We start from the raw sequence: 20,036 nt of genomic DNA on the forward strand, positions 1-20,036 counted from the left end.
CCGGATCGCCGCCTCACCCATCCGGGCGGGAGTGCAGGCGATGCCAGTGACCAGGACGACCACGCCGCGTCCGATCTACTATTTCGACATCGTCCATGATTATCCCTCGATCGGCGGGGTGGTCGAATTCTCACAGACCTTGTTCGGACAACTGAAGCAGCGATTCGGCGCGCGGCTCATCTCGGTCCGCCACATCGCCGCCGGCCGGGCCATGATGCACTCCGGCACGGGCCTGGCCTATCTCGATCGTGAAAAACATGTCGCCGCGCGGCTCGCCAAGGCCGATCCGGACGGCATCTTCGTGTTCCCGAACTTCCATTCGCCGATCGCCCGCGGCCGGCATGCCGCCGGGCCGACCATCATCAATGTCGTGCACGATGTGCAATTCGCCTTCTTGCCGGACTTGTTCGAGCCCTCACATCTCGCCTGGCTGCATCAGGCTTTCGCCGCGACCCGCGCCAATGCCGACGCGATCGTCTTCGTCAGCAAGACCACCCGCGACCAGTTCATCGGCCGTTTCGGCGCGCCGCGGCGCCACCGGGTCATCTACAATCCGGTGGTCGCCACGCCCGGCCCGGGCACCGGCGACAGGGCAGCACCCGTCCTGCTGGCGGTCGCCCATGGCGACCATCATCCGCACAAGAATATCGACGGCCTGCTCGGCCTGTTCGCCGGCCTCGCCGCGCGCCGGGACGATCTGAGGCTTCTGGTCACCGGCCACGGGCGCCAGGCGTTCCAGCGCCATCTGGCGGGCCTGCCCGCGCCCTTGCGCGAGCGCGTCGTCCATCTCGGCCATGTCGAGCGGAGCGCGCTCGACCGGCTCTATGGCAGCGCCCTCGCCTTTCTGTCGCTGTCGCGTTTCGAAGGCTTCAACATGCCGGCGGCGGAGGCCGCCTGCCACGGCACGCCGCTGATCCTGTCCGACCTGCCGGTTCATCGCGAATTGTTCGGCGGGTCCGCCTGCCTGCTCGATCCGCTGGCACCATCGGTCGACGCGGCGGCGCGTTTCCTCGACCAGGCCAGTGCTCGGGCTCGCCCAGCCTGGCCTCGCCGGCAGGCCTGCTCGCCTGACCATGCCGGCGCGGCCTATGCCCAGCTGATCGAGGCCCATGCCGGGCGACGGCTCCGGTCGCGGACCGACCGGCGGCAGGAAGCACAGGCCTCGATTGCGCCGACGCGGCCCGCCCACCCGGCCTTCGGCGCACAGGCGCGCATCCTGCTCGCCGGCACCATGCTGTCGGGCGCGGCGGCGCTGATGCCGGCCATGCCGGCACGCGCCGATGGCGGCGCCGGCGGCGGCGTGATGGTGATCGGCATCGGCTATCCCTGGACCGGCGGCGCCGGCGGCACCGGTTACGCCGGCGGCAACGGCGGCGCGGGGCAACTCGCCCCGTTCCTCATCGTCGGCGGCGGTGGTGGCGGCGGCGCAGCCGGCGGCGGGGCCGGTGGTGGCGGTGGTGGCGCCGGCGGCACCGGCACCGGCGGCGCGGGCGGCACCGGCGGCACGGCGCTGAACCTCGACGGCGCGGCTGGCGCCAATGTCAATTACGGCGCCGGCGGCGGTGGTGGCGGTTATCACGGCACCGGCGCCGGTGTTCCGCTCCTCATCAATCTGTCGCCGCTGCGCGGCGGCCATGGCGGCAATGGCGGCACCATCCCGACCGGTATCAACGACGGCAACGGCGGCGGCGGCGGCGGCGCCGGCGGTTATGGCGCCGTCGTCACCGGCGCGGGTTTGTCACGCAACACCAGCAGCATCAGCGGCGGCCATGGCGGCCATGGCGGCGGCACCGATTTCGGCATGGCCGGCGGCGGTGGCGACGGCGGCATCGGCGCATTGTTCGAAGCGCCCGGCGCAAGCTTCAGCAATGAAGCGGGCGCAATGGTCACCGGCGGCAATGGCGGCATGGGCGGAGCGTCGGCCTATTATAGCGGCGGCGCGGCCGGCGCGGGCGGTACCGCCGTGGTGATGGCGGGCGGATCGCTCGACAATGCCGGAGCCATCCGTGGCGGCACTGGCGGCGAAGGCGGCCTGGCCACCACGGCCGGCGCTGCCGGTATCGGCGGCGCGGGCATCGACGGTACGAGCCTGGCCATCGTCAATCGCGTCACCGGCACCATCTCAGGCGGCACCGGCGGCATCGGCGGCACGAACGGGCACATTTACGGGGGAGCCAATGGCGGCCGTGGCGGCGCCGCGATCCAGGGCTCGGCGCTCAGCATCGTCAATGCCGGAACCGTGTCGGGCGGCGCCGGCGGTGCCGGCGGCAATGCGCCGATCGGCGCTGGCGGCAGTGGCGCCGTCGGTGGCGCCGGCATCGACGGCTCCCATCTGACCATCGTCAACAGCGGCACGATTTCGGGAGGCGCCGGCGGCGCCGCCGGTCTTGGGCCGGTCGCGGGCTTGAATGGCGCGGCCGGCACGGGCGGTATCGGCATCACCGGATCGTTCATCAACATCGTCAACAGCGGCACGATATCAGGCGGCCTTGCCGGCGACGGCACCACACAGGCCGCCGCCATCGTCTTCACCGGCGGCACCAACCGGCTGGAGCTCTGGGCCGGATCGCGCATCAACGGGGTCGTCGACGCCACCGCCGGCGTCGGCAACACGCTGGCCTTGGGCGGCACGGCCGATGGCAGCTTCGACGTCTCGGCGGTCGGTGCCGCTGGCCAGTATCGCGGCTTCCAGGCCTTCGAAAAGACCGGCTCGGGCACCTGGACGCTGACCGGCGCGACCTCCGCCGTAACGCCCTGGACCTTGTCGCAAGGCAGCCTGTCGGTTGCCTCCGACGCAAGCCTCGGCGCGGCAGGCAGCAGCCTGACCTTCAACGGTGGCACGCTGCGGGTGACCGGCACCGGCTTCACCAGCACGGCCAGGACCATCGTCTGGGGCGCCAATGGCGGCGGCTTCGACATCGCCGACGGCGCAAACACCTTCACCGTCGACCAGTCCCTGGCCGGCGGCGCCCTGACCAAGACCGGCGCCGGCACGCTGACCTTGAACGGCCAGAACAGCTTTGCCGGCAGCACGACAGTCACTGCCGGCCGGCTGGTGGTCGGCGACGCCGGCCATGCCGGCGCCAGCATCGCTGGCTTCGTCACCGTCAATAGCGGCGCGAGCCTCGGCGGCATCGGCACGGTCGGTGGACTGATGGTCAATGCCGGCGGCACGGTCGCGCCGGGCAATTCGATCGGCACCTTGCAGGTTCAGGGCAATATCGGCTTCGCCGCCGGCTCGATCTACCAGGTCGAGATCGACCCGGCCGGCCAGAGCGACCGGATCGCCGCGAGCGGCATGGCGACGCTGGCCGGCGGCACGGTGGCCGTGACCAAGGCGCCGGGCGCCTATCTGCCCGGCCGGCGCCATACCATCCTGACCGCCCAGGGTGGCATTACCGGCCAATTCGCCGATCTGACCCAGAACCTGCCCTTCGTCGATCTCTTGCTCGCCTATGGCTCAAACGACGTCTATCTCGATGTCGCCCGCAACCAGGTGGCCTTCCCGACCGTCGGCGTCACCCGCAACCAGGTCGCGACCGCCACGGCCGTGGAGGCGCGCGGCTCCGGCAACGCGCTCTATGACGCGGTGGTGCAGCAGGCGAGCGCAGCCGGCGCGCGTGCCGCCTTCGACATGCTGTCGGGCGAGCTCCATGCCGGCATCAGGGGAGTGCTTCTCGACGACAGCCGTTTCGTTCGCGAGGCGGTGACCGACCGCCTGCGCCAGGCCACCGCCGCCGCGGGCGCGCCCGCCCTGGCCGCCGGCCCGCAGCAGATGGCCTTGCTGACGCCGGGCAGCGACGTCGCCTTGTGGAGCCAGGCCTATGGCGCCTGGGGCCATCGGAGCGGTGACGGCAATGCCGCGGCGCTGTCCCGTTCGGTTGGCGGCTTCCTTGTTGGCGCCGACATGCCCGTCGGTCCGGATATCCGGCTGGGTCTTGCCGGCGGTTATGGCCGGTCGTCCCTCGGCATCAACGGGCGGCTGTCGGGCGCCGGCAGCGACGGCTACCATCTCGCGCTTTATGGCGGCGGCCAATGGGGCGCGCTCGGCATCCGGCTCGGCGCCGCCTCTACGTGGCACCAGTTGGAGACCCGCCGGACCGTCGCCTTTTCAGGCTTCGGCGATGTCGCGACCGCGCGCTATCAGGCGCGCACCGCGCAGGTCTTCGGCGAGCTTGGCTACCGGCTCGACCTCGGCGCGGCGGCACTCGAGCCCTTCGTCAATCTCGCCGCCGTGCGTCTCGATACCGACGCCATCAAGGAGAGCGGCGGGGCGGCGGCATTGAGCGCCGGCGCCGGCAGCATGGGCGCGACTTACGTCACCTCTGGCCTGCGTGCCGCGACGAGCTTCGCTCTGGCCGGCTCCGCCGTCCTGGCGGCGCGCGGCACGCTGGGCTGGCGCCACGCCTTCGGCGATGTCAGGCCGGAGGCGACGCTGGCCTTTTCCGGCGGCTCGCCTTTCGGCGTCGCCGGCCTGCCCATTGCCAGGGATGCCCTGGTGGTCGAGGCCGGCCTCGACCTGGCGGTCTCCCCCGCCGTCACCATTGGCCTGTCCTATGGCGGCCAGATCGCCCGCGGCATCACCGACCACGGGCTCAAGGGCAATCTCAGCTGGAGGTTCTAGGAGCGCGCGAAAGCCGGGCGATGCCTCAGACGGCGAGCCGCGTCACCCAGGCGACGTATTTGTCCATCCAGCCTTGCAGGAAGGCCTTGATGCCGTCGCCGGCATCGCCCGACGCGGTGAACAGATCGGCCTTGGCCTGGACGAAGGCCTCCGGCTGCCCGAGCGTCGGCACATCCAGATAGGCGAGCACGTTGCGCAGATGCTGCTGCGCCATGGCCGTGCCCAGCGAGCCAACGGAAATGCCGATCACACCGGCCGGCTTGCCGGCCCAGGCATTGTGGCCATAGGGCCGCGAGGCGTGGTCAATGGCGTTTTTCAGGACGCCGGGCATCGAGCGGTTATATTCGGCGGTGACGAACAACAGGCCCTGGGAGCCCGAGATCTCCGCCTTCAGCCGCTTGACTGCTGGCGCCTGGTTGCCGTCGTCGTCCTGATTGTAGAGCGGCAGGTCGCCGATCTCGACCTGATGGAACGAGAAGGTCGGCGGCGCCAGTTTGGCGATGGCGGTGGCCAATTTGCGGTTGAGCGAATCGCGCCTCAGGCTGCCGACCACGACGGCTATCTTGTACTGGGTCATGAGAGCCTTCCCATCAAAAGCGGGGTGCAAGAGAGAGAGAGACTTGGACAAGCACCCGGACTTTAGCCCTTGCCCGCCGCCTTGTCGTTTGCCTTCGGGCCGAACTGCGATTGCCGCCATGCAAGCCGTCGGCGGCCCGGCGTCGCGACGATGGCGGCGCGGCGCGATATCGGCGATAAGCGCCTCCGGCCGGCCACGCACGCCCGGCTCGCAGTCATCCGGAAGAAGCTGTTGCCATGATCGCGCGCGCCCGTTCTCTCGGTCTCATCTGCGGCGCGCTGCCGCCGGGTCCCCTCAACGCCATCACCGATGTCGAGGGCGTCAAGGTCGGCCATCACACCTTGCGTGACGGCGATCTCCTGACCGGTTTCACCGCGATCCTGCCGCATCCAGGCGACCTGTTCCGCGACAAGGTGCGTGCCGGTCTCGACATCATCAACGGCTTCGGCAAGAGCGCCGGCCTGGTCCAGGTCGCCGAACTCGGTCAGATCGAAACGCCGATCCTGCTCGGCAACACGCTGTCGGTCGGCACCGGCTTCAATGCGCTGGTCACCCGCGCGCTCGCCGCCAATGGCGATATCGGCCGCGACACCGGAACGGTGAACCCGGTCGTGCTCGAATGCAATGACGGCTGGCTGTCCGACATCCGGGCGCGGGCGCTGACCGAGGCCGATGCGTTCCAGGCCCTCGACGCGGCCAGGACCGGCCCGGTCGAGGAAGGCGCGGTCGGCGCCGGCACCGGCATGAGCGCCTTCGGTTTCAAGGGCGGCATCGGCACCGCCTCGCGCCTCGTCAGCCTCGACGGCCGCGGCTATACGGTCGGCGTGCTGGCGCTGGCCAATTTCGGCAATGCCGGCGACCTCGTCCTGCCCGACGGCCGCCGCCCGCTGCCGCCGGCGGGCCCGGCGCCGGGTGAGCCCGAGCGCGGCTCGGTCATCCTGGTGCTGGCCACCGACATTCCCCTGGAATCGCGCCAACTCGCGCGCATCGCCCGGCGTTGCGGTGCCGGGCTCGCCCGGCTCGGCGCCTTCTGGGGCAATGGCAGCGGCGATATCGCCGTCGCCTTCACCACCGCCGGGCGCATCGGCCATCACGATCGCGCCGACCTGGTCGCGCTGGTGGCGCTGAACGAGAACCGCATCGACCTGCCGTTTCGCGCTGCGGCCGAAGCGACCCAGGAGGCCGTCATCAACGCGCTGCTGGCGGCACCGGCGACATCGGGCCGCGACGGCCATTGGCGGCCGTCCCTGGCCGACGTGCTCCGCGCGCCATCCTGACCCCGGCCCTCAAAGCCAGCGGCGCGTCCGGTCGAGCAGCGCCTCATAGGTCGCGCCGAACTTGCGCCGGAGATAGGCCTCCTCGCGCACCACGATCAGCCGGTCGAGCGCCAGCCACAACACCGGGGTGAGGATCACGCCCCATTCGAGCGAGAAGATCAGGCTGAGCCCCAAGAGAGCCAGCACCATGCCGAGATACATCGGGTTGCGCGAGAACCGGTAGGGCCCGCCGGTGACGATGGTCAGTGTCGGCTGGGTCGGAATGACATTGGTTCCGGCCTTGCCGAACAGCCTGACGGCACTGATGCCGAACCACAAGGCGGCGGCCAGAATGACCGCGCCGGCGATCACCTGCAGGTTGAAGCCGACCGGCGGCGCTAGGATATGCGGCGGCAGCCAGTCCAGGACGATGGCCAGGGCCAGGGCCGCGGCCGGCAGGACCGGTGGCAGCACCGGCAGCCCGGGATTGTCGTGATCGCGATCGGCCATGGCGTCCTCCGCGTTTGATCATGCCACAGATTGATGACCCACTGACGTCGCACAAGGTGGCACACGCTTGCCCGGAACGGTCGGGCACAGCGCCGGCCGGCCAACGCTTTCGCCGATCCCCTCGCCGAGCGCATTTGATCTTCCAACCCGTGCCGCCTCTGCAATAATGCCGGTGTACGCACGAGAGAGAAGATCGCAGCCATGAGCATGATCAACGTGCCGGACAATGAGGCAACGCCACCGCTCGAAACCTTCGACGTCGTTGTCGTCGGCGCCGGGCTGTCAGGGGTCGGCGCCGCCTATCACCTGACCCGGCAATGCCCCGATCGACGCTTCGTCGTCCTGGAATCGCAGGAGAGCTTCGGCGGGACCTGGCTCACCCACCGCTTTCCGGGCATCCGTTCCGACAGCGATCTCTATACGCTCGGCTACCGGTTCAAGCCCTGGACCGGCCCGCCGATCGCCACCGCCGCCGAGATCCGCCGTTACATGGGCGAGGTCATCGCTGAGAACGGGCTCGCGGCGCATATCCGCTATCGCCACGCCATCGTTTCGGCCGACTGGTCGCCCGACGACAAGCGCTGGACCATCGTGGCGGTCAGGACCGATACCGGCGAAAGGCTGCTTTTTGCCGCGAATTTCCTCTGGATGTGCCAGGGTTATTATCGCCACGCCGAGGGCTATACGCCTGACTGGGACGGCATGGCCGCGTTCAAGGGCCAGATCGTTCATCCCCAGACCTGGCCCGACGACCTGGATTATACCGGCAAGCAGGTGCTGGTGATCGGCTCGGGCGCAACGGCTGCGACGCTGGTGCCGGCCATTGCAGGCGATTGCGCCCATGTCACCATCCTGCAGCGCTCGCCGACCTTTTACCGCACCGGCCGCAACGCCATCCCGATCGCCGACGAGCTCCGGCAATTGGACATCAAGGAAGAGTGGATCCACGAGATCGTCCGCAAGAAGATCCTCTACGAGCAGGCCGCCTTCACCCGCCGCTGCCTCGCCGAACCCGAAGCGGTGAAGGCGGACATGCTGGCCGATGTCCGGGCACATCTCGGGCCGGAGGCGGCGGTCGACCCGCATTTCACGCCACGCTACCGGCCCTGGCGCCAGCGCATCGCCTTTGTCCCGAACGGCGATCTGTTCGCCACCATTCGCTCCGGCCAGACCTCGGTCGTGACCGACGAAATCGAGCGTTTCACCGAAGCCGGCATCCTCCTGAAATCCGGCAAGACGCTCACCGCCGACATCATCGTCACCGCCACGGGTTTCCACCTGAGCGGCCCCGGCGCCATCGATTTCTCGATTGGCGGCCAGGCCCTCGACTTCACCGATACGGTCACCTATCGCGGCATGATGTTCACCGGCGTGCCCAATCTCGCCTGGATCTTCGGATATTTCCGCGCCAGCTGGACCTTGCGGGTGGACCTGGTCGCCGACTTCGTCTGCCGGCTGCTCAACCACATGCAGGCGACCGGCGTCAGCGAGGTCCAGCCGGCCTTGCGCGCCGAAGACCAGGACATGCCGATCCTGCCCTGGACCGACCCGGAAGACTTCAATCCGGGCTATCTGATGCGCGGCATGCATCTCCTGCCGAAACGCGGCGACAAGCCCGACTGGCAGCACAGCCAGGACTATTGGGCCGAAAAGGACCAGTTCCCCGCCATCGACTTCGCCGATCCGGCCTTCGTGTTCAAATGAGGCGGCGGTTGCCCGATCCGATGGTTCCGCCGAGCCATGACCTCAGGCCGGGTCGCTTTGGCCGCCGGAAGCCGATCAGTGCTTTCCGTTCGATCGCCTGCGGATAGCCTTGGCTAGACCGCGGGCGCATCGGCGTCATTCCGCAGCGGATTGATGAAATCGATCTCCGCGAAATCCCTGGTATTGTCCGTCACGACGACGCAGTCATTGGCGGCGGCAATGGACGCGATGATCATGTCGAGGCTGCTGCGCGGCCGGCCGGCCGTCTTGCCATCGGCCATCAGGCGCGCCCAGATCAGACCCGCGCGTTCGTCGAATGGCAGGACGCGGCCGGCAAAGAGGGCTTGCGGGCCTTCCGGTCCGGCGAACCATGCCTCCAGTGCCCGGCGCTTGCGGCCCGGTGGCTTCTCCAGGATGCCGCGCTGGATCTCGGCTACGGTCAGTGAAGCGATGAAGAGGTCGTCATCCTTCTGCGCGCCCAACCATGCAAGCAGGGCCTCGGATGGCTCCGGCTTGATGACATTGCTGATGACGTTGGTGTCGAGAAGATACCGCGTCACAGATCGACCTTGCGCCCTTCGACATGGGGACGGCTAAGATCAAGATCACCGCCGACCAAGGGAGAGCGCCGGAGCGCAGCGAGAATACCGCCGGTCTTAGGCGGCTTGCCGGACAGGGTCCGGGTCACGGTCGCGCGGATCTCCATGGCATCCGGACCGTCTTCAGCGAGGCGACGCGCCAGCGATCGGATAAGGTCACGGTCGCCGTCGAGCCCGAGCACTTCGAAGCGCGCGAGGCCCCGCGCGCCGAGTCGAGCGCGATAGTTCTGGATTGCACGCTTCTGGGAGCTGTTCATCCCGTGTTCTCACTATTTCCAGTAATATAGCCAGAGAAGGCTTGTTCCGCAAGGCGAGCGCCGATATCCCGCTCGACCTGGCCCGGTCGCGCCGAGGGAATGGGTTCCCCCCGCCCCTCATCCCACCAGCGGCACGGCCAGCCCGACCTTCACCCGGTCCATGGCGACGAAGGTGCGGAACCGCTTGACGTTGTTATTGCCGAAGAACAGCCGGCGCGTCAGGGCCTCGTAGTCGCCCATGGTCGGCACCACGATGATCAGGATGAAGTCGGCCTCGCCGGTGACGTAATAGCACTGCTGCACTTCCGGCGCGGCGGTGAACTCCCGCTTGGCCGCGTCGATCAGCGCGGCGGTTTCACTGATCACCTCGACCTCGACGAAAATGGTGATCGGCTGACCGACCTGGGCCGGATCGACCAGCGCGACATTGGCCCTGATGACACCGGCCTCCTCCATGCGTTTGATCCGGCGCTGGACCGCCGGCGCCGACAGATTGACCGCCGCGCCGATCACCCGCTGCGGCGTGGTGTTGTCGCGCTGCAGGATGGCGAGAATGGCGAGGTCGAACCGGTCGAGTGCGACCGAAGCGGACTGTGTCTGGGCCAAGGATCGCTCCGGACGAAACAAACTTGCATTTGGCGGCCCCAATTGCAGCGCTCATTTCGTCTGCCGCGCAATATGTTTTCAGCGTTTCCGAGGCGCGAGGACGGCGATGTTTTATCTCAACCGGCACCCCGACCACCAGAAGCCCCTCGCCCCGGTGGACGCGGAAACGCTGGGCGTCGCCGCGGCCACCGAGGTCGAACGCTTCCTCGGGTTTCGCGACAACCATGCCGAGACGCCGTTGCGCGCGCTCGACGCGCTCGCGACCGAGCTCGGCCTTGGCGCCATCCACCTCAAGGACGAGGGCTTTCGCCTCGGCCTCGGCAGCTTCAAGGCGCTGGGCGGGTCCTATGCGGTCATTCGCCTGGTGCTCGAAGAGGCGAGCCGCCGGCTCGGGCGGCCGGTCGATGTCGCCGAGCTGCAGGGGCCGGAGATCAGGGCCATCGCCCAAGCCATGACATTTGCCTGCGCGACCGACGGCAATCACGGCCGCTCGGTGGCGCAGGGCGCCGCGCTCGTCGGTGCGAAAGCCGCGATCTTCGTCCATGCCGGCGTCAGCGATGCCCGGGTCGCGGCGATCGCCCGCTTCGGCGCCGAGATGATCCGGGTCGAGGGCACCTATGACGAGTCGGTTGCCGAAGCCGCGCGGGTCGCAGCGGAGAAAGGCTGGACCACCGTCTCCGACACGTCCTGGCCGGGCTATGAGCGCATTCCAGGCCTGGTGATGCAGGGCTATACGGCGATCATGCGCGAGGCGCTGCGCGGGCTTGACCAACCGCCGACCCATGTCTTCGTCCAGGCCGGCGTCGGTGGCATCGCCGCTGCGGTGGCCGGCCATCTCGCCATCGTGCTCGGCGACGCCAGGCCGACGGTCGTGGTGGTCGAGCCGGCGCGCGCCGCCTGTCTGTTCGAGACCGCCAAGGCCGGCCATCCCGTCAAGATCGCCCATGGCGAGCCAACGGTGATGGCCATGCTCGAATGTTACGAGCCCTCGCTGGTCGCCTGGCGGGTGCTGGCGCGCGCCGCGGATGGGTTCATGACGGTCGACGAGGACGATGCGGTGGCGGTGATGAACCGCCTCGCCCGGCCGGCCGGCAACGACCCTGTCGTCGTGGCGGGCGAAAGCGGCGGCGTCGGCCTTGCCGGCCTGATCCGCGCCGCCGCGGATCCCGCGATCAGGACGACGCTCGGCCTCGATGCCAAGTCCCGCGTCTTCGTCATCATCACCGAAGGCGCGACCGATCCCGAGCGTTATGCTCAGCTGGTTCCGGCGCGGTCACCGGCGGCAAGAACCTGAGACAAGAACCTGAGACAAGGGGAGCCCGGCCATGACAGCGCTGTCGATCGACGCGGAACGCCTGATCGGCCGGATCCGGGAGCTCGGCGAGATCGGTCGCGACGGTGACGGCAGGCTCACCCGGCTCGCCGGCTCCGACGCCGACAAGGCCGGCCGCGACCGGTTCGTCGCCTGGCTCAGGCAGGCCGGACTTGCGGTCGCAATCGACCGCGTCGGCAATATCTTCGGCATCTGGGCCAGCACCGACAACGCCGACAAGAAGCCCATCCTGATCGGCTCGCATATCGACACCGTCATCGATGCCGGCATTTTTGACGGCTGCTACGGCGTGCTCTCCGGTCTCGCCGTGATCGAGGCGCTGCAGGCCGCCGGTTTTATCCCGGCCCGGCCGATCGCGGTCGCCGCCTTCACCAATGAGGAAGGCGTGCGTTACGCCCCTGACATGCTGGGCTCGCTGGTCCATGCCGGCGGGCTGTCGACCGAGGCGGCCTTGGCGATATCCGGCACCGATGGAACGCAGCTCGGCGCCGAACTCGCCCGCATCGGTTATGCCGGCGCGCAAGAGCCCGGCTTTCTCAAACCCCATGCCTATGTCGAGCTGCATATCGAGCAGGGCCCGGTGCTCGAGCGCGAGGGTTTGAGGATCGGCGCGGTGGAAAACCTGCAAGGGATCTCCTGGCAGCGTGTCACCATCGACGGCGAGGCCAATCATGCCGGCACGACGCCCATGTCGATGCGCCGCGATGCCGGTCATGCCGCGGCGCGCGTCATCACCTTCCTGCGCGATGAGGCCCGGGGCTCGAACAGCCCGACGGTCGCGACCGTCGGCTGCATGCGCTTCGAGCCTGATGCCATCAACGTCATCCCGTCGCGCGCCGGTTTCACCGTCGACCTGCGCGATCCCGACGAACAGCGCCTCACGGCGGCGGAGGCGGCGCTCTCAGGCTATCTCGACGAGCTGGCCGCGGCCGAGCAGGTGACCATCACGGTCGAGCGGCTGGCGCGCTTCGCGCCCGTCGCCTTCGACCGGACCATTGTCGAACTGATCGAAGACGCCGCCAGGACGCACGGCCTCGCGGCGAGGCGCATGACCTCCGGCGCCGGCCACGACGCCCAGATGATCGCCCGCGTCGCGCCGTCGGCGATGATCTTCGTACCGAGCATCGGCGGCATCAGCCACAGCCCGCGCGAACGGACCAATGACGCCGACCTGATCGCCGGCGCCACTGTCCTGCTCGATGTGGTCGCCCGGCTGGCGGCCGCGGAATGAGCCTTGCTTGCCCGGACCGGGACGCCGCAGACTTGACCAGAGAACGATCCACCGAGGGGGAAATTCGGCTCCATGACCATGAAGATCAACCTGAATGCCGATATCGCCGAGGGCTTCGGCGCCTATGATATCGGCAATGACGCGGAGCTCATGACGATCATCAGGTCGGCCAATGTCGCTTGCGGCTTTCACGCCGGCGATGCCAATTCCATGCATCGGCTCGTCACCCTGGCGAAGACCGAAGCGGTCAGCATCGGCGTCCATTCAGGCTTCAACGATCTCTGGGGTTTCGGCCGCCGGAAGATCGACATGGATCCCAAGGACCTCGAATTGATGGTCGCCTACCAGATCGGCGCGTTGAAGGCGATGGCGCGTTATGCCGGCCTGGCCGTGACCCATCTGAAGCCGCACGGCGCGCTCAACAACATGGCGGCGGTGCGCGAGGACTATGCCCTGGCGATCGGCCGGGCCATCCAGGTCGTCGATGCCGAGCTGATCTATGTCGCGCTCACCGGCTCGGAGATGGAGAAGGCGGCGCGCAAGCTCGGCCTGAAACTCGCCCGCGAAGGTTTCGCCGACCGGCAATATGAACAGGACGGCAACCTGACGCCGCGATCCATTCCGGGCTCGGTCTACGAGGACCCGGCGGTGGCGCTCGCCCAATGCCTGGCAATGGTCAGGGACGGCCATGTCGTGTCGCGCCAGGGCAGCCGTGTCGCGGTCGCGGCCGAGACGATCTGTGTTCACGGCGACGAGCCGACCGCCGTGGCGCTGGCGCGCCACGTCCGACAAGGCCTGGAGGCGGCCGGCTGCCGCATCGTGACCATCCCGGAAATGCTGAACTGACCCCTTCCCCGCGACCGAGGACCCGACCCATGGCAGCGACAAAAACCGTGCTTTCCGCTTTCGTCTGGTCCGCGGCGATCCTGCTCGCGGCAACCGGCATGGCCTTGGCGCAATATCCCAACCGGCCGATCAGCATCATGGTCGGCTTTTCGGCCGGCGGCACGAGCGATGTCGCGGCGCGGATCCTGGCGGAACGCATGAGCCAGTCGCTGCGCACACCGGTCATCGTGGAAAACCGTCCGGGCGCCGGCGGTTCGGTCGCCGCCGCCGCGACGGCGCGGGCAACCCCCGACGGTTATGCCATCATGCTCTCCGATCCCGGCGCCTTCGCCATCAACCCCATCGCCTTCCCGCAGAACGCTCGCTACGATTCGCTGACCGATTTCGTGCCGATCGCCCTGGTCGGCCAGTCGCCGCTCGTGCTGGTGGTGCCGGCGAACCGGCCGTTCACCACCATCGCCGCGCTCAATGCCCATTTGCGCAGCCATGCCGGCACCGCCAATTACGCGTCGTCGGGCAATGCCGGCATCTCCCAGTTCGGCGCCGAACTCTATCTCAAGCGCGCCGGGGATCTCGCCGCGCTGCACATTCCCTATCGTGGCGGCGCCCCGATGATGGAGGCGCTCTACAAGGGCGAGGTCGACTTCGGCGTGGCGGTGCTCGCCTCGGCGGTCGCGCTGATCGAAGGCGGCGCGGTGCGCGCGGTGGCGCTGGCAGCGCCCAGCGCCACCCCGGCGGTCGCCAATGTGCCGCTGCTCGAGCGTCTCGGCTTTCCGAACAGCACGATGACCTCCTGGGTCATCATGATCGGGCCGCGCGGCATGCCGCCCGACGTCGTCGCCCGCCTCAATGCGGCGATCAACGACGCGATCTCCGATCCGGGCGTCCGTCAGCGGCTGCTGAGCGCCGGCATCGAGACCTATCCGCCGGCAACGCCCGCGGAGACCGGCGACTATCTCAAGGGCGAGGTCGAGCGTTATCGCGCCTACCAGACCGAGCTCGGCGATCGACTGACCCGCTGACGCATCGGCGGCCGGCGGCGAACCGAAGGGAGTGACTGACCTATGGCGACCTTGGACCTCGGCCTGCTCGAACGCGACATGACGGCCTGGCGGCGCGACCTGCACGCCCATCCGGAGTTTGGCTTCGAGGAAAAACGCACCGCGGCCTTTGTCGCCGCCAAGCTCCGGGACTTCGGCCTCGACGCGGTGACCGAGGGCGTCGGCGGCACCGGCGTGGTCGGCACGCTGAAACGCGGGACGGGCAACCGGGCAATCGCGCTGCGCGCCGACATGGACGCCCTGCGCATCGCCGAACAGGGAGGCCTGGCCTATCGCTCGCAGGTGGCCGGCACGATGCACGCCTGCGGCCATGACGGTCACACCGCCATGCTGCTCGGCGCCGCCTGGATGCTGGCCGCCGATGGCGGCTTCGACGGCACCGTGCATTTCGTCTTCCAGCCCGCCGAGGAATGGGGCAAGGGCGCGCTCGCCATGCTGGCCGACGGGCTGATGGAGCGTTTTCCCTTCGACGAGATCTATGGCCTGCACAATATGCCCGGGCTGCCGGTCGGGCATTTCCAGACCCGCGCCGGGCCGATCATGTCGGCCGAGGACAATTTCGAGATCGTCCTGACCGGCGTCGGCGGCCACGCCGCCCGGCCGCATCATGGCAACGAGGTGCTGGTCGCCGCCTGCGCGCTGGTCACCAGCCTGCAGACCATCGTCTCGCGCCGCCTGAGCCCGACCGATATCGGCGTCGTCTCGGTCACCGAGCTGATCACCGACGGCACCCGCAACGCCTTGCCGGGGCTGGCGCGCATCCTGGGCGATGCGCGCAGTTTCCACCCCGAAATCAGCGCCGAGATCGAAAAGCAGATGCGTGTCATCGCCGCCGGAACGGCGCTTGGCTACAACGTCGCGGCCGCGGTGACCTATACCCGCGAATTCGTGCCGCTGTTGAACGACGCGGCCCTGGCGGAGGCGGCCTTCGCGGCCGCCCGGACGGTGTTCGAAGCCGGCCATGTCAGCACCGCCGGCGAGCCGATGACCGGCTCGGAGGATTTCGCCCGCTTCCTCGACCACGTGCCCGGCTGCTTCGTCTTGGTCGGCAATGGCGAACGGTCCGCGCCGCTGCACAATCCGGGTTACGATTTCAACGACGCCGGCCTGCTCCACGGCGCCCGCTTTCACGCGGCGATCGCGCGGCAGCGGTTGGCGCCGACCTGATCGTCTCAAGGCGTCATTTGGGGCTCCGGCGCCGTCAGCCGTTGGCGACCAGGAGGTCGATCAGGCCCGGAAACCGCGCGTCGAGCTCCGCGCGCCTGAGCCGGGTGGTCTTGCGGTTGCCGAGGTCGGTCTGAAAGATCAGGCCCGCCTCGCGCAAGACGCGGAAATGGTGGGTGCGCGTCGCCTTGGTGACCGGCAGGCCGAAGGAACCGCAGGCGCGTTCGCTGCCCGGCGGCTCGGCCGCCAGCAGCCGCACGATCCCCCGCCTGAGCGGATCGGCCAGCGCCGAGAAGATCGTGCCGAGCTGCATTTCCTCGGCTGAGGGGTGCCCTTCCGGGTCAGGCATGTCGGTTTCCGCCAAAGGTACGACTTGCATCGTACCTCGATCCAGGCTCATATGCAGGTACGACTGGTGACATACCTAACCTGATTTCCCCACGATGGCCATGGCCTCGATCGCCGGCGGTGGCGAGGCTCGGATGACACGAAGGACGCGACCATGACCAAGGCGAGAGCCGTCCAGCTCACGGAATTCGGCGCGGCCGAGGTGATGCAAGTCGCGACATCGGACCTCGCGGTCCCGGGCCCTGGCGAGGCGCAGCTCCGCCAGACGGCAATCGGCTTCAACTATATCGACGTCTATCAGCGCAGCGGCGTCTATCCGCTGCCGTTGCCGACCGGTCTCGGCTTCGAGGCCGCCGGCACCGTCGAGGCGATCGGGCCGGGCGTCGCCTCGGTCAAGGTCGGCGACCGGGTCGCCTATATGAATGCCGGCGTCGGAGCCTATGCCGACAGGCGCAACGTGCCGGCCGACAAGCTGGTGGTGCTGCCATCGGAGATCAGCGACGAGGCCGCGGCAACCCTGCTGTTCAAGGGCATGACGGCGCAATATCTCATCCGCAGGACCCACCCGGTCCAGGCTGGCGAACTCATCCTGGTGCATTCGGCGGCGGGCGGCGTCGGCCAGATCCTCACCCGCTGGGCCAAGGCGCTCGGCGCCACCGTGGTCGGAACCGCCGGCTCGGCCGCCAAATGTGCGGTCGCCCGGCAAGCCGGCTGCGACATCGCCATCGACTATTCCCGCGACGACTGGGTCGAGGCCTTGCTGGCGGCGACCGGCGGGCGCAAGGCGCGTGTCGTCTATGACGCGGTCGGCAAGGACACGCTGTTGAAATCGCTCGATTGCACGGCGCCCTTCGGCCTGGTGGTCTCCTATGGCGCCGCCTCCGGCCCGGCGCCGGCGATCAGCCCCGATCTGCTCAACAAGAAGGGCTGCCTGTTCCTGACCCGCCCCTCGGTCTTCCCGCACAATGCCGACCCCGCGACCTTCCGCGCCAATGCCGCCGACCTGTTCGCCGCGATCGTCGCCGGCAAGGTCAAGATCGATATCGGCGCACGCTTCGGGCTCGACGACATCGCGAAAGCCCATCAGGCGGCCGAAAGCCGGGCCACGACGGGCGCGATCCTGATCACGCCCTGAGGCCCGAGCTGCGAGCCGCCCCCTATCCCGCCCGCAACGCCTTCTGAATGTTGCGGCCGGTGCGCTCGATATGGTCGCGCAGCAGCCGGGTCGCGTCGCCGGCGCGGCGCGCGATCATCGCTTCCGCGATCGCCTCGTGCTCGGCCGGCACGTTACGGTCCGGTTCGTGGCTCTTCAGGAAGATCCGCCGATAGCGGTCGCTCTGGTCATGCAGTGTCTGGCAGAACTGGCCGAGCAGCGGCATGCGCGCGGCGGCGATCAGTTCGGCATGGAAGGCCCGGTGGGCGACCTCCCATTGCTCCTGCTCCTCGGCTGAGCGCACACCGCGCTTGCAGCGATTGAGCTGGTGCAGGGTCGAAAGAATCCGGCCTTCCCAGGCGGTGTCGCCGTGCAGGATGGCTTCTTTCGCCGCCAGGCATTCGAACTCGACGCGCAGGCGGATCACCTCGGCGAGATTGTCCAGCGACACCGGCGCGACGCGGTAGCCGCGCTGGTCCTCGATCGCCACCAGGCCCTCGCTCTCCAGCCGGCACAGCGCCTCGCGCAACGGGCTGAGGCTGACACCATAGGCCGCGCGCATGCGGTCGAGCACCAGCTTGGTTCCCGGCATCAGGTCGCCGCGCATGATCGCGGCGCGCAGCCGCGCCACCAGGCTCGACGACAAGGTCGTCGCGCCGGTTTCGCTGGCGTCGAGCAGGCGGCTATCGATCATGGCCTCATCGCGGGCTGGTCCCGAATCCATAGAGTTCGGCGGGATTATCCACCAGGACGCGCTGCCGTGTCGCCTGATCCGGCAGCCAGAGCGGCACGAGATCGACGAGGTCGCCGTCATTGGGCATCGGCACCGGGCAGATCGGATGCGGCCAGTTGCTGCCCCACACCAGCCGGTCCGGCCGGTGGGCGACCACCCGTTCGATCATCGGCAGCATGTCGCGATGCGGATAGGGTTCGGCGGAGAGCCGGTAGAGGCTGGCGAGCTTGACCCAGCCGCGGCCGGTGTCGAGGAGGCGCATCAGCGCGGTGAAGGCCGGCGACGCAATGCCCTCGGCGGCGCTGATGCGCGCCATGTGGTCGAGCATGAAGCGGCTTCGCACCTTCATCAGCCGGGGCGCGACGTCGCGCAGTTCCTCGGCGCGGTGGAAATGCAGCACCAGATGCCAGCCGAGATCGAAGGTCTCGTCGGAAAGCCGTTCGAGGTGATCGAACGAAGCGCCGCCGCTGACCACCGTCGACATGCGGGCGCCGCGCATGCCCAGACGGTGCATGTCTTCGAGTTCGCCGCGCGGCAGGCCGGAGGGGATCACCGCGACACCGCGCAAGCGATCCGGCCTGCGGGCAAGCGCTGCCAGGGTCACCCGGTTGTCGGTGCCATGCGCCCCGCCATGCACGATGACCGCGCGGTCGATGCCGAGCGTCCGATGCAGCCGTTCGAGATCCTCGAAGGTGCAGTCCTCCGGCGTGTAGCTGCGCTCGGGGCTGAACGGAAACTCGGCTTGCGGGCCGAAAACATGGACATGGCAATCGCAGGTGCCGGGCGGCATGGCGAAGACCGGCCGCCGGGTCGCCCGGTCGGGCCCGGCATAGCCGTCGTTTGGACGTTGCGCGCCTGTCTCTGCGGTCATGTCTCGTTTGCTCGTCACCTTGTTGTCGCGCGTCGCGGCCCGGCCGGTCCAGCGCGGCTCGCCTCGCCATGCCGGCCAGATGTGCTGCCGCCGATTTGACGCGAGCGTCCGAACGTGTAACAGAAAAATCGATGATTTCAAAATAATCGATGATTAAAGGAGACAACATGCTGCGCCGGGTTCTCTTAGGCCTGACGGCTTTCGCGATGATGGGTCTGGCCGCCGGACCGGCCGCCGCCGCCTTCCCGGACCGGGCGGTCAGGATCATCGTTCCCTTCCCGGCCGGCGGCTCGAACGACGTCATCGCCCGCCTCATCGGGCAACGCCTGTCGGAGATCTGGAAACAGCCCGTGGTCATCGAGAACCGCCCGGGCGCCGGTGGCAATATCGGCACCGAGGCGGTCGTCCGCGCCGATCCCGACGGCTATACCTTGCTGGTCACTGCGCCCGGTCCGCTGGTCATCAACCCCGCGCTTTATGCCAATCTGGCGTTCAAGCCGCTCGACGACCTGGCGCCGGTGGCGCTGGTCGCCAATGTGCCGATCGTCCTGGCGGTCAATCCGCAGGTTGGCGCGACCACGGTCGCCGAGCTGATCGCACTCGCCAAGGCCCAGCCGGGCAAGCTTTTGTTCGGCTCGTCGGGCAATGGCACGACCAACCATCTCGCCGGCGAACTCTTGAAGACGCTGGCCGGCATCAACATTGCCCACGTGCCCTATCGTGGCGCCGCGCCGGCGATGAGCGACCTCATTGCCGGGCATATTCCGATCCTGTTCGACAACTTGCCGGCGGTCAGGCCGCAGGTTGCCGGCGGCAAGATTCGTGCGCTGGCGGTGGCCGGCGCCGCCCGCTCGCCGCTCTACCCGGAACTGCCGACCATGATCGAGGCCGGTGTCGCCGGTTTCGATGCTTCCGCCTGGTTCGGCCTGTCGGCGCCGGCCAAGACGCCGCCCGAGGTGATGAAGGTACTGGTCGATACCGTCACCACGATCCTGCGCGAGCCGGAAACCGTGGCGAAATTCGCCGAACTCGGCGCCGAGCCGGGCGCGCTGTTCGGCGCGGCCTTTGGCGAATACCTCAGGACCGAGACCACCAAATGGGCCGGCATCGTCCGCTCGGCCGCCGTCAAGGTCGACTGAAGCCCCTCGCCTCAACCGAAACGG

At 68.6% G+C, this 20,036-nt stretch carries 18 protein-coding genes; 10 read left to right on the forward strand and 8 right to left on the reverse strand.

The genetic code is table 11. From position 1 onward, the window contains the following. Nucleotides 1-46 precede the first annotated feature (46 nt). A complete protein-coding gene (locus E8M01_RS35725) occupies nt 47-4,624 on the forward strand; it encodes an autotransporter domain-containing protein (RefSeq protein ID WP_211596686.1) in 4,578 nt (1,525 codons plus the stop codon). Between the two features lie 25 nt (nt 4,625-4,649). Here the strand turns inward: E8M01_RS35725 and E8M01_RS00985 are convergent, their stop codons facing one another. Next, nucleotides 4,650-5,201, reverse strand: a complete 552-nt coding sequence (locus E8M01_RS00985; protein ID WP_136958401.1) for an NADPH-dependent FMN reductase — start codon at nt 5,199-5,201, stop codon at nt 4,650-4,652. A gap of 236 nt (nt 5,202-5,437) precedes the next feature. Here E8M01_RS00985 and E8M01_RS00990 point away from each other — a divergent pair, with 236 nt between their 5' ends. Beyond that, nucleotides 5,438-6,478: a DmpA family aminopeptidase gene (locus E8M01_RS00990; RefSeq protein ID WP_136958402.1), complete on the forward strand. Its 1,041-nt coding sequence runs from the start codon at nt 5,438-5,440 to the stop codon at nt 6,476-6,478. A gap of 9 nt (nt 6,479-6,487) precedes the next feature. Here the strand turns inward: E8M01_RS00990 and E8M01_RS00995 are convergent, their stop codons facing one another. After that, nucleotides 6,488-6,967, reverse strand: a complete 480-nt coding sequence (locus E8M01_RS00995; RefSeq protein ID WP_136958403.1) for a methyltransferase family protein — start codon at nt 6,965-6,967, stop codon at nt 6,488-6,490. Nucleotides 6,968-7,168: 201 nt separating this feature from the next. On the opposite strand from E8M01_RS00995, the gene E8M01_RS01000 reads away from it, so the two are divergent. After that, entirely contained in the window at nt 7,169-8,671 is a 1,503-nt protein-coding gene (locus E8M01_RS01000) for a flavin-containing monooxygenase (protein ID WP_136958404.1), read from the forward strand. A 113-nt stretch (nt 8,672-8,784) separates the two neighbouring features. Here the strand turns inward: E8M01_RS01000 and E8M01_RS01005 are convergent, their stop codons facing one another. The 3 genes from E8M01_RS01005 to E8M01_RS01015 all read right to left on the reverse strand — a co-directional run bounded on the left by E8M01_RS01005 (nt 8,785) and on the right by E8M01_RS01015 (nt 10,133). Beyond that, nucleotides 8,785-9,231, reverse strand: a complete 447-nt coding sequence (locus E8M01_RS01005; protein WP_136958405.1) for a PIN domain-containing protein — start codon at nt 9,229-9,231, stop codon at nt 8,785-8,787. Continuing rightward, nucleotides 9,228-9,527, reverse strand: coding sequence for a hypothetical protein (locus E8M01_RS01010; protein WP_136958406.1), 300 nt, complete (start codon nt 9,525-9,527; stop codon nt 9,228-9,230). Before E8M01_RS01010 ends, E8M01_RS01005 begins: the two co-directional genes overlap by 4 nt. Before the next feature lie 117 nt (nt 9,528-9,644). Then, nucleotides 9,645-10,133 carry an Lrp/AsnC family transcriptional regulator gene (locus E8M01_RS01015; protein WP_211596687.1) on the reverse strand — a complete coding sequence of 163 codons (489 nt, stop codon included), beginning with the start codon at nt 10,131-10,133 and terminating at the stop codon, nt 9,645-9,647. 106 nt (nt 10,134-10,239) lie between these two features. Here E8M01_RS01015 and E8M01_RS01020 point away from each other — a divergent pair, with 106 nt between their 5' ends. The 5 genes from E8M01_RS01020 (at nt 10,240) to E8M01_RS01040 (ending at nt 15,771) form a co-directional block, all read left to right on the forward strand. Continuing rightward, nucleotides 10,240-11,427, forward strand: coding sequence for a diaminopropionate ammonia-lyase (locus E8M01_RS01020; RefSeq protein WP_136958408.1), 1,188 nt, complete (start codon nt 10,240-10,242; stop codon nt 11,425-11,427). Between the two features lie 31 nt (nt 11,428-11,458). Continuing rightward, on the forward strand, nt 11,459-12,697 hold the full coding sequence (locus tag E8M01_RS01025) for a Zn-dependent hydrolase (protein WP_136958409.1): 1,239 nt from the start codon (nt 11,459-11,461) through the stop codon (nt 12,695-12,697). A 72-nt stretch (nt 12,698-12,769) separates the two neighbouring features. Then, nucleotides 12,770-13,543, forward strand: a complete 774-nt coding sequence (locus E8M01_RS01030) for a LamB/YcsF family protein (protein ID WP_211596688.1) — start codon at nt 12,770-12,772, stop codon at nt 13,541-13,543. Between the two features lie 29 nt (nt 13,544-13,572). Next, nucleotides 13,573-14,565, forward strand: coding sequence for a Bug family tripartite tricarboxylate transporter substrate binding protein (locus tag E8M01_RS01035; RefSeq protein WP_136958410.1), 993 nt, complete (start codon nt 13,573-13,575; stop codon nt 14,563-14,565). A 42-nt stretch (nt 14,566-14,607) separates the two neighbouring features. Next, nucleotides 14,608-15,771: an amidohydrolase gene (locus E8M01_RS01040; protein ID WP_136958411.1), complete on the forward strand. Its 1,164-nt coding sequence runs from the start codon at nt 14,608-14,610 to the stop codon at nt 15,769-15,771. Between the two features lie 34 nt (nt 15,772-15,805). On the opposite strand, the gene E8M01_RS01045 is transcribed toward E8M01_RS01040, so the two are convergent. After that, complete coding sequence (locus tag E8M01_RS01045; protein WP_136958412.1) at nt 15,806-16,117, reverse strand: ArsR/SmtB family transcription factor; 312 nt, start codon at nt 16,115-16,117, stop codon at nt 15,806-15,808. Between the two features lie 153 nt (nt 16,118-16,270). Between E8M01_RS01045 and E8M01_RS01050 the strand changes: the two genes are divergently transcribed. Beyond that, nucleotides 16,271-17,251, forward strand: a complete 981-nt coding sequence (locus E8M01_RS01050) for a quinone oxidoreductase family protein (RefSeq protein WP_136958413.1) — start codon at nt 16,271-16,273, stop codon at nt 17,249-17,251. A gap of 22 nt (nt 17,252-17,273) precedes the next feature. On the opposite strand, the gene E8M01_RS01055 is transcribed toward E8M01_RS01050, so the two are convergent. Beyond that, nucleotides 17,274-17,963: a GntR family transcriptional regulator gene (locus tag E8M01_RS01055; RefSeq protein ID WP_246088553.1), complete on the reverse strand. Its 690-nt coding sequence runs from the start codon at nt 17,961-17,963 to the stop codon at nt 17,274-17,276. 4 nt (nt 17,964-17,967) lie between these two features. Further along, a complete protein-coding gene (locus E8M01_RS01060) occupies nt 17,968-18,873 on the reverse strand; it encodes an amidohydrolase family protein (RefSeq protein ID WP_136958415.1) in 906 nt (301 codons plus the stop codon). A 167-nt stretch (nt 18,874-19,040) separates the two neighbouring features. Here E8M01_RS01060 and E8M01_RS01065 point away from each other — a divergent pair, with 167 nt between their 5' ends. Next, nucleotides 19,041-20,012, forward strand: a complete 972-nt coding sequence (locus tag E8M01_RS01065; RefSeq protein ID WP_136958416.1) for a Bug family tripartite tricarboxylate transporter substrate binding protein — start codon at nt 19,041-19,043, stop codon at nt 20,010-20,012. Nucleotides 20,013-20,036 lie beyond the last annotated feature (24 nt).

The organism is Phreatobacter stygius (assembly GCF_005144885.1).
Classification (GTDB): Bacteria; Pseudomonadota; Alphaproteobacteria; order Rhizobiales; family Phreatobacteraceae; genus Phreatobacter; species Phreatobacter stygius.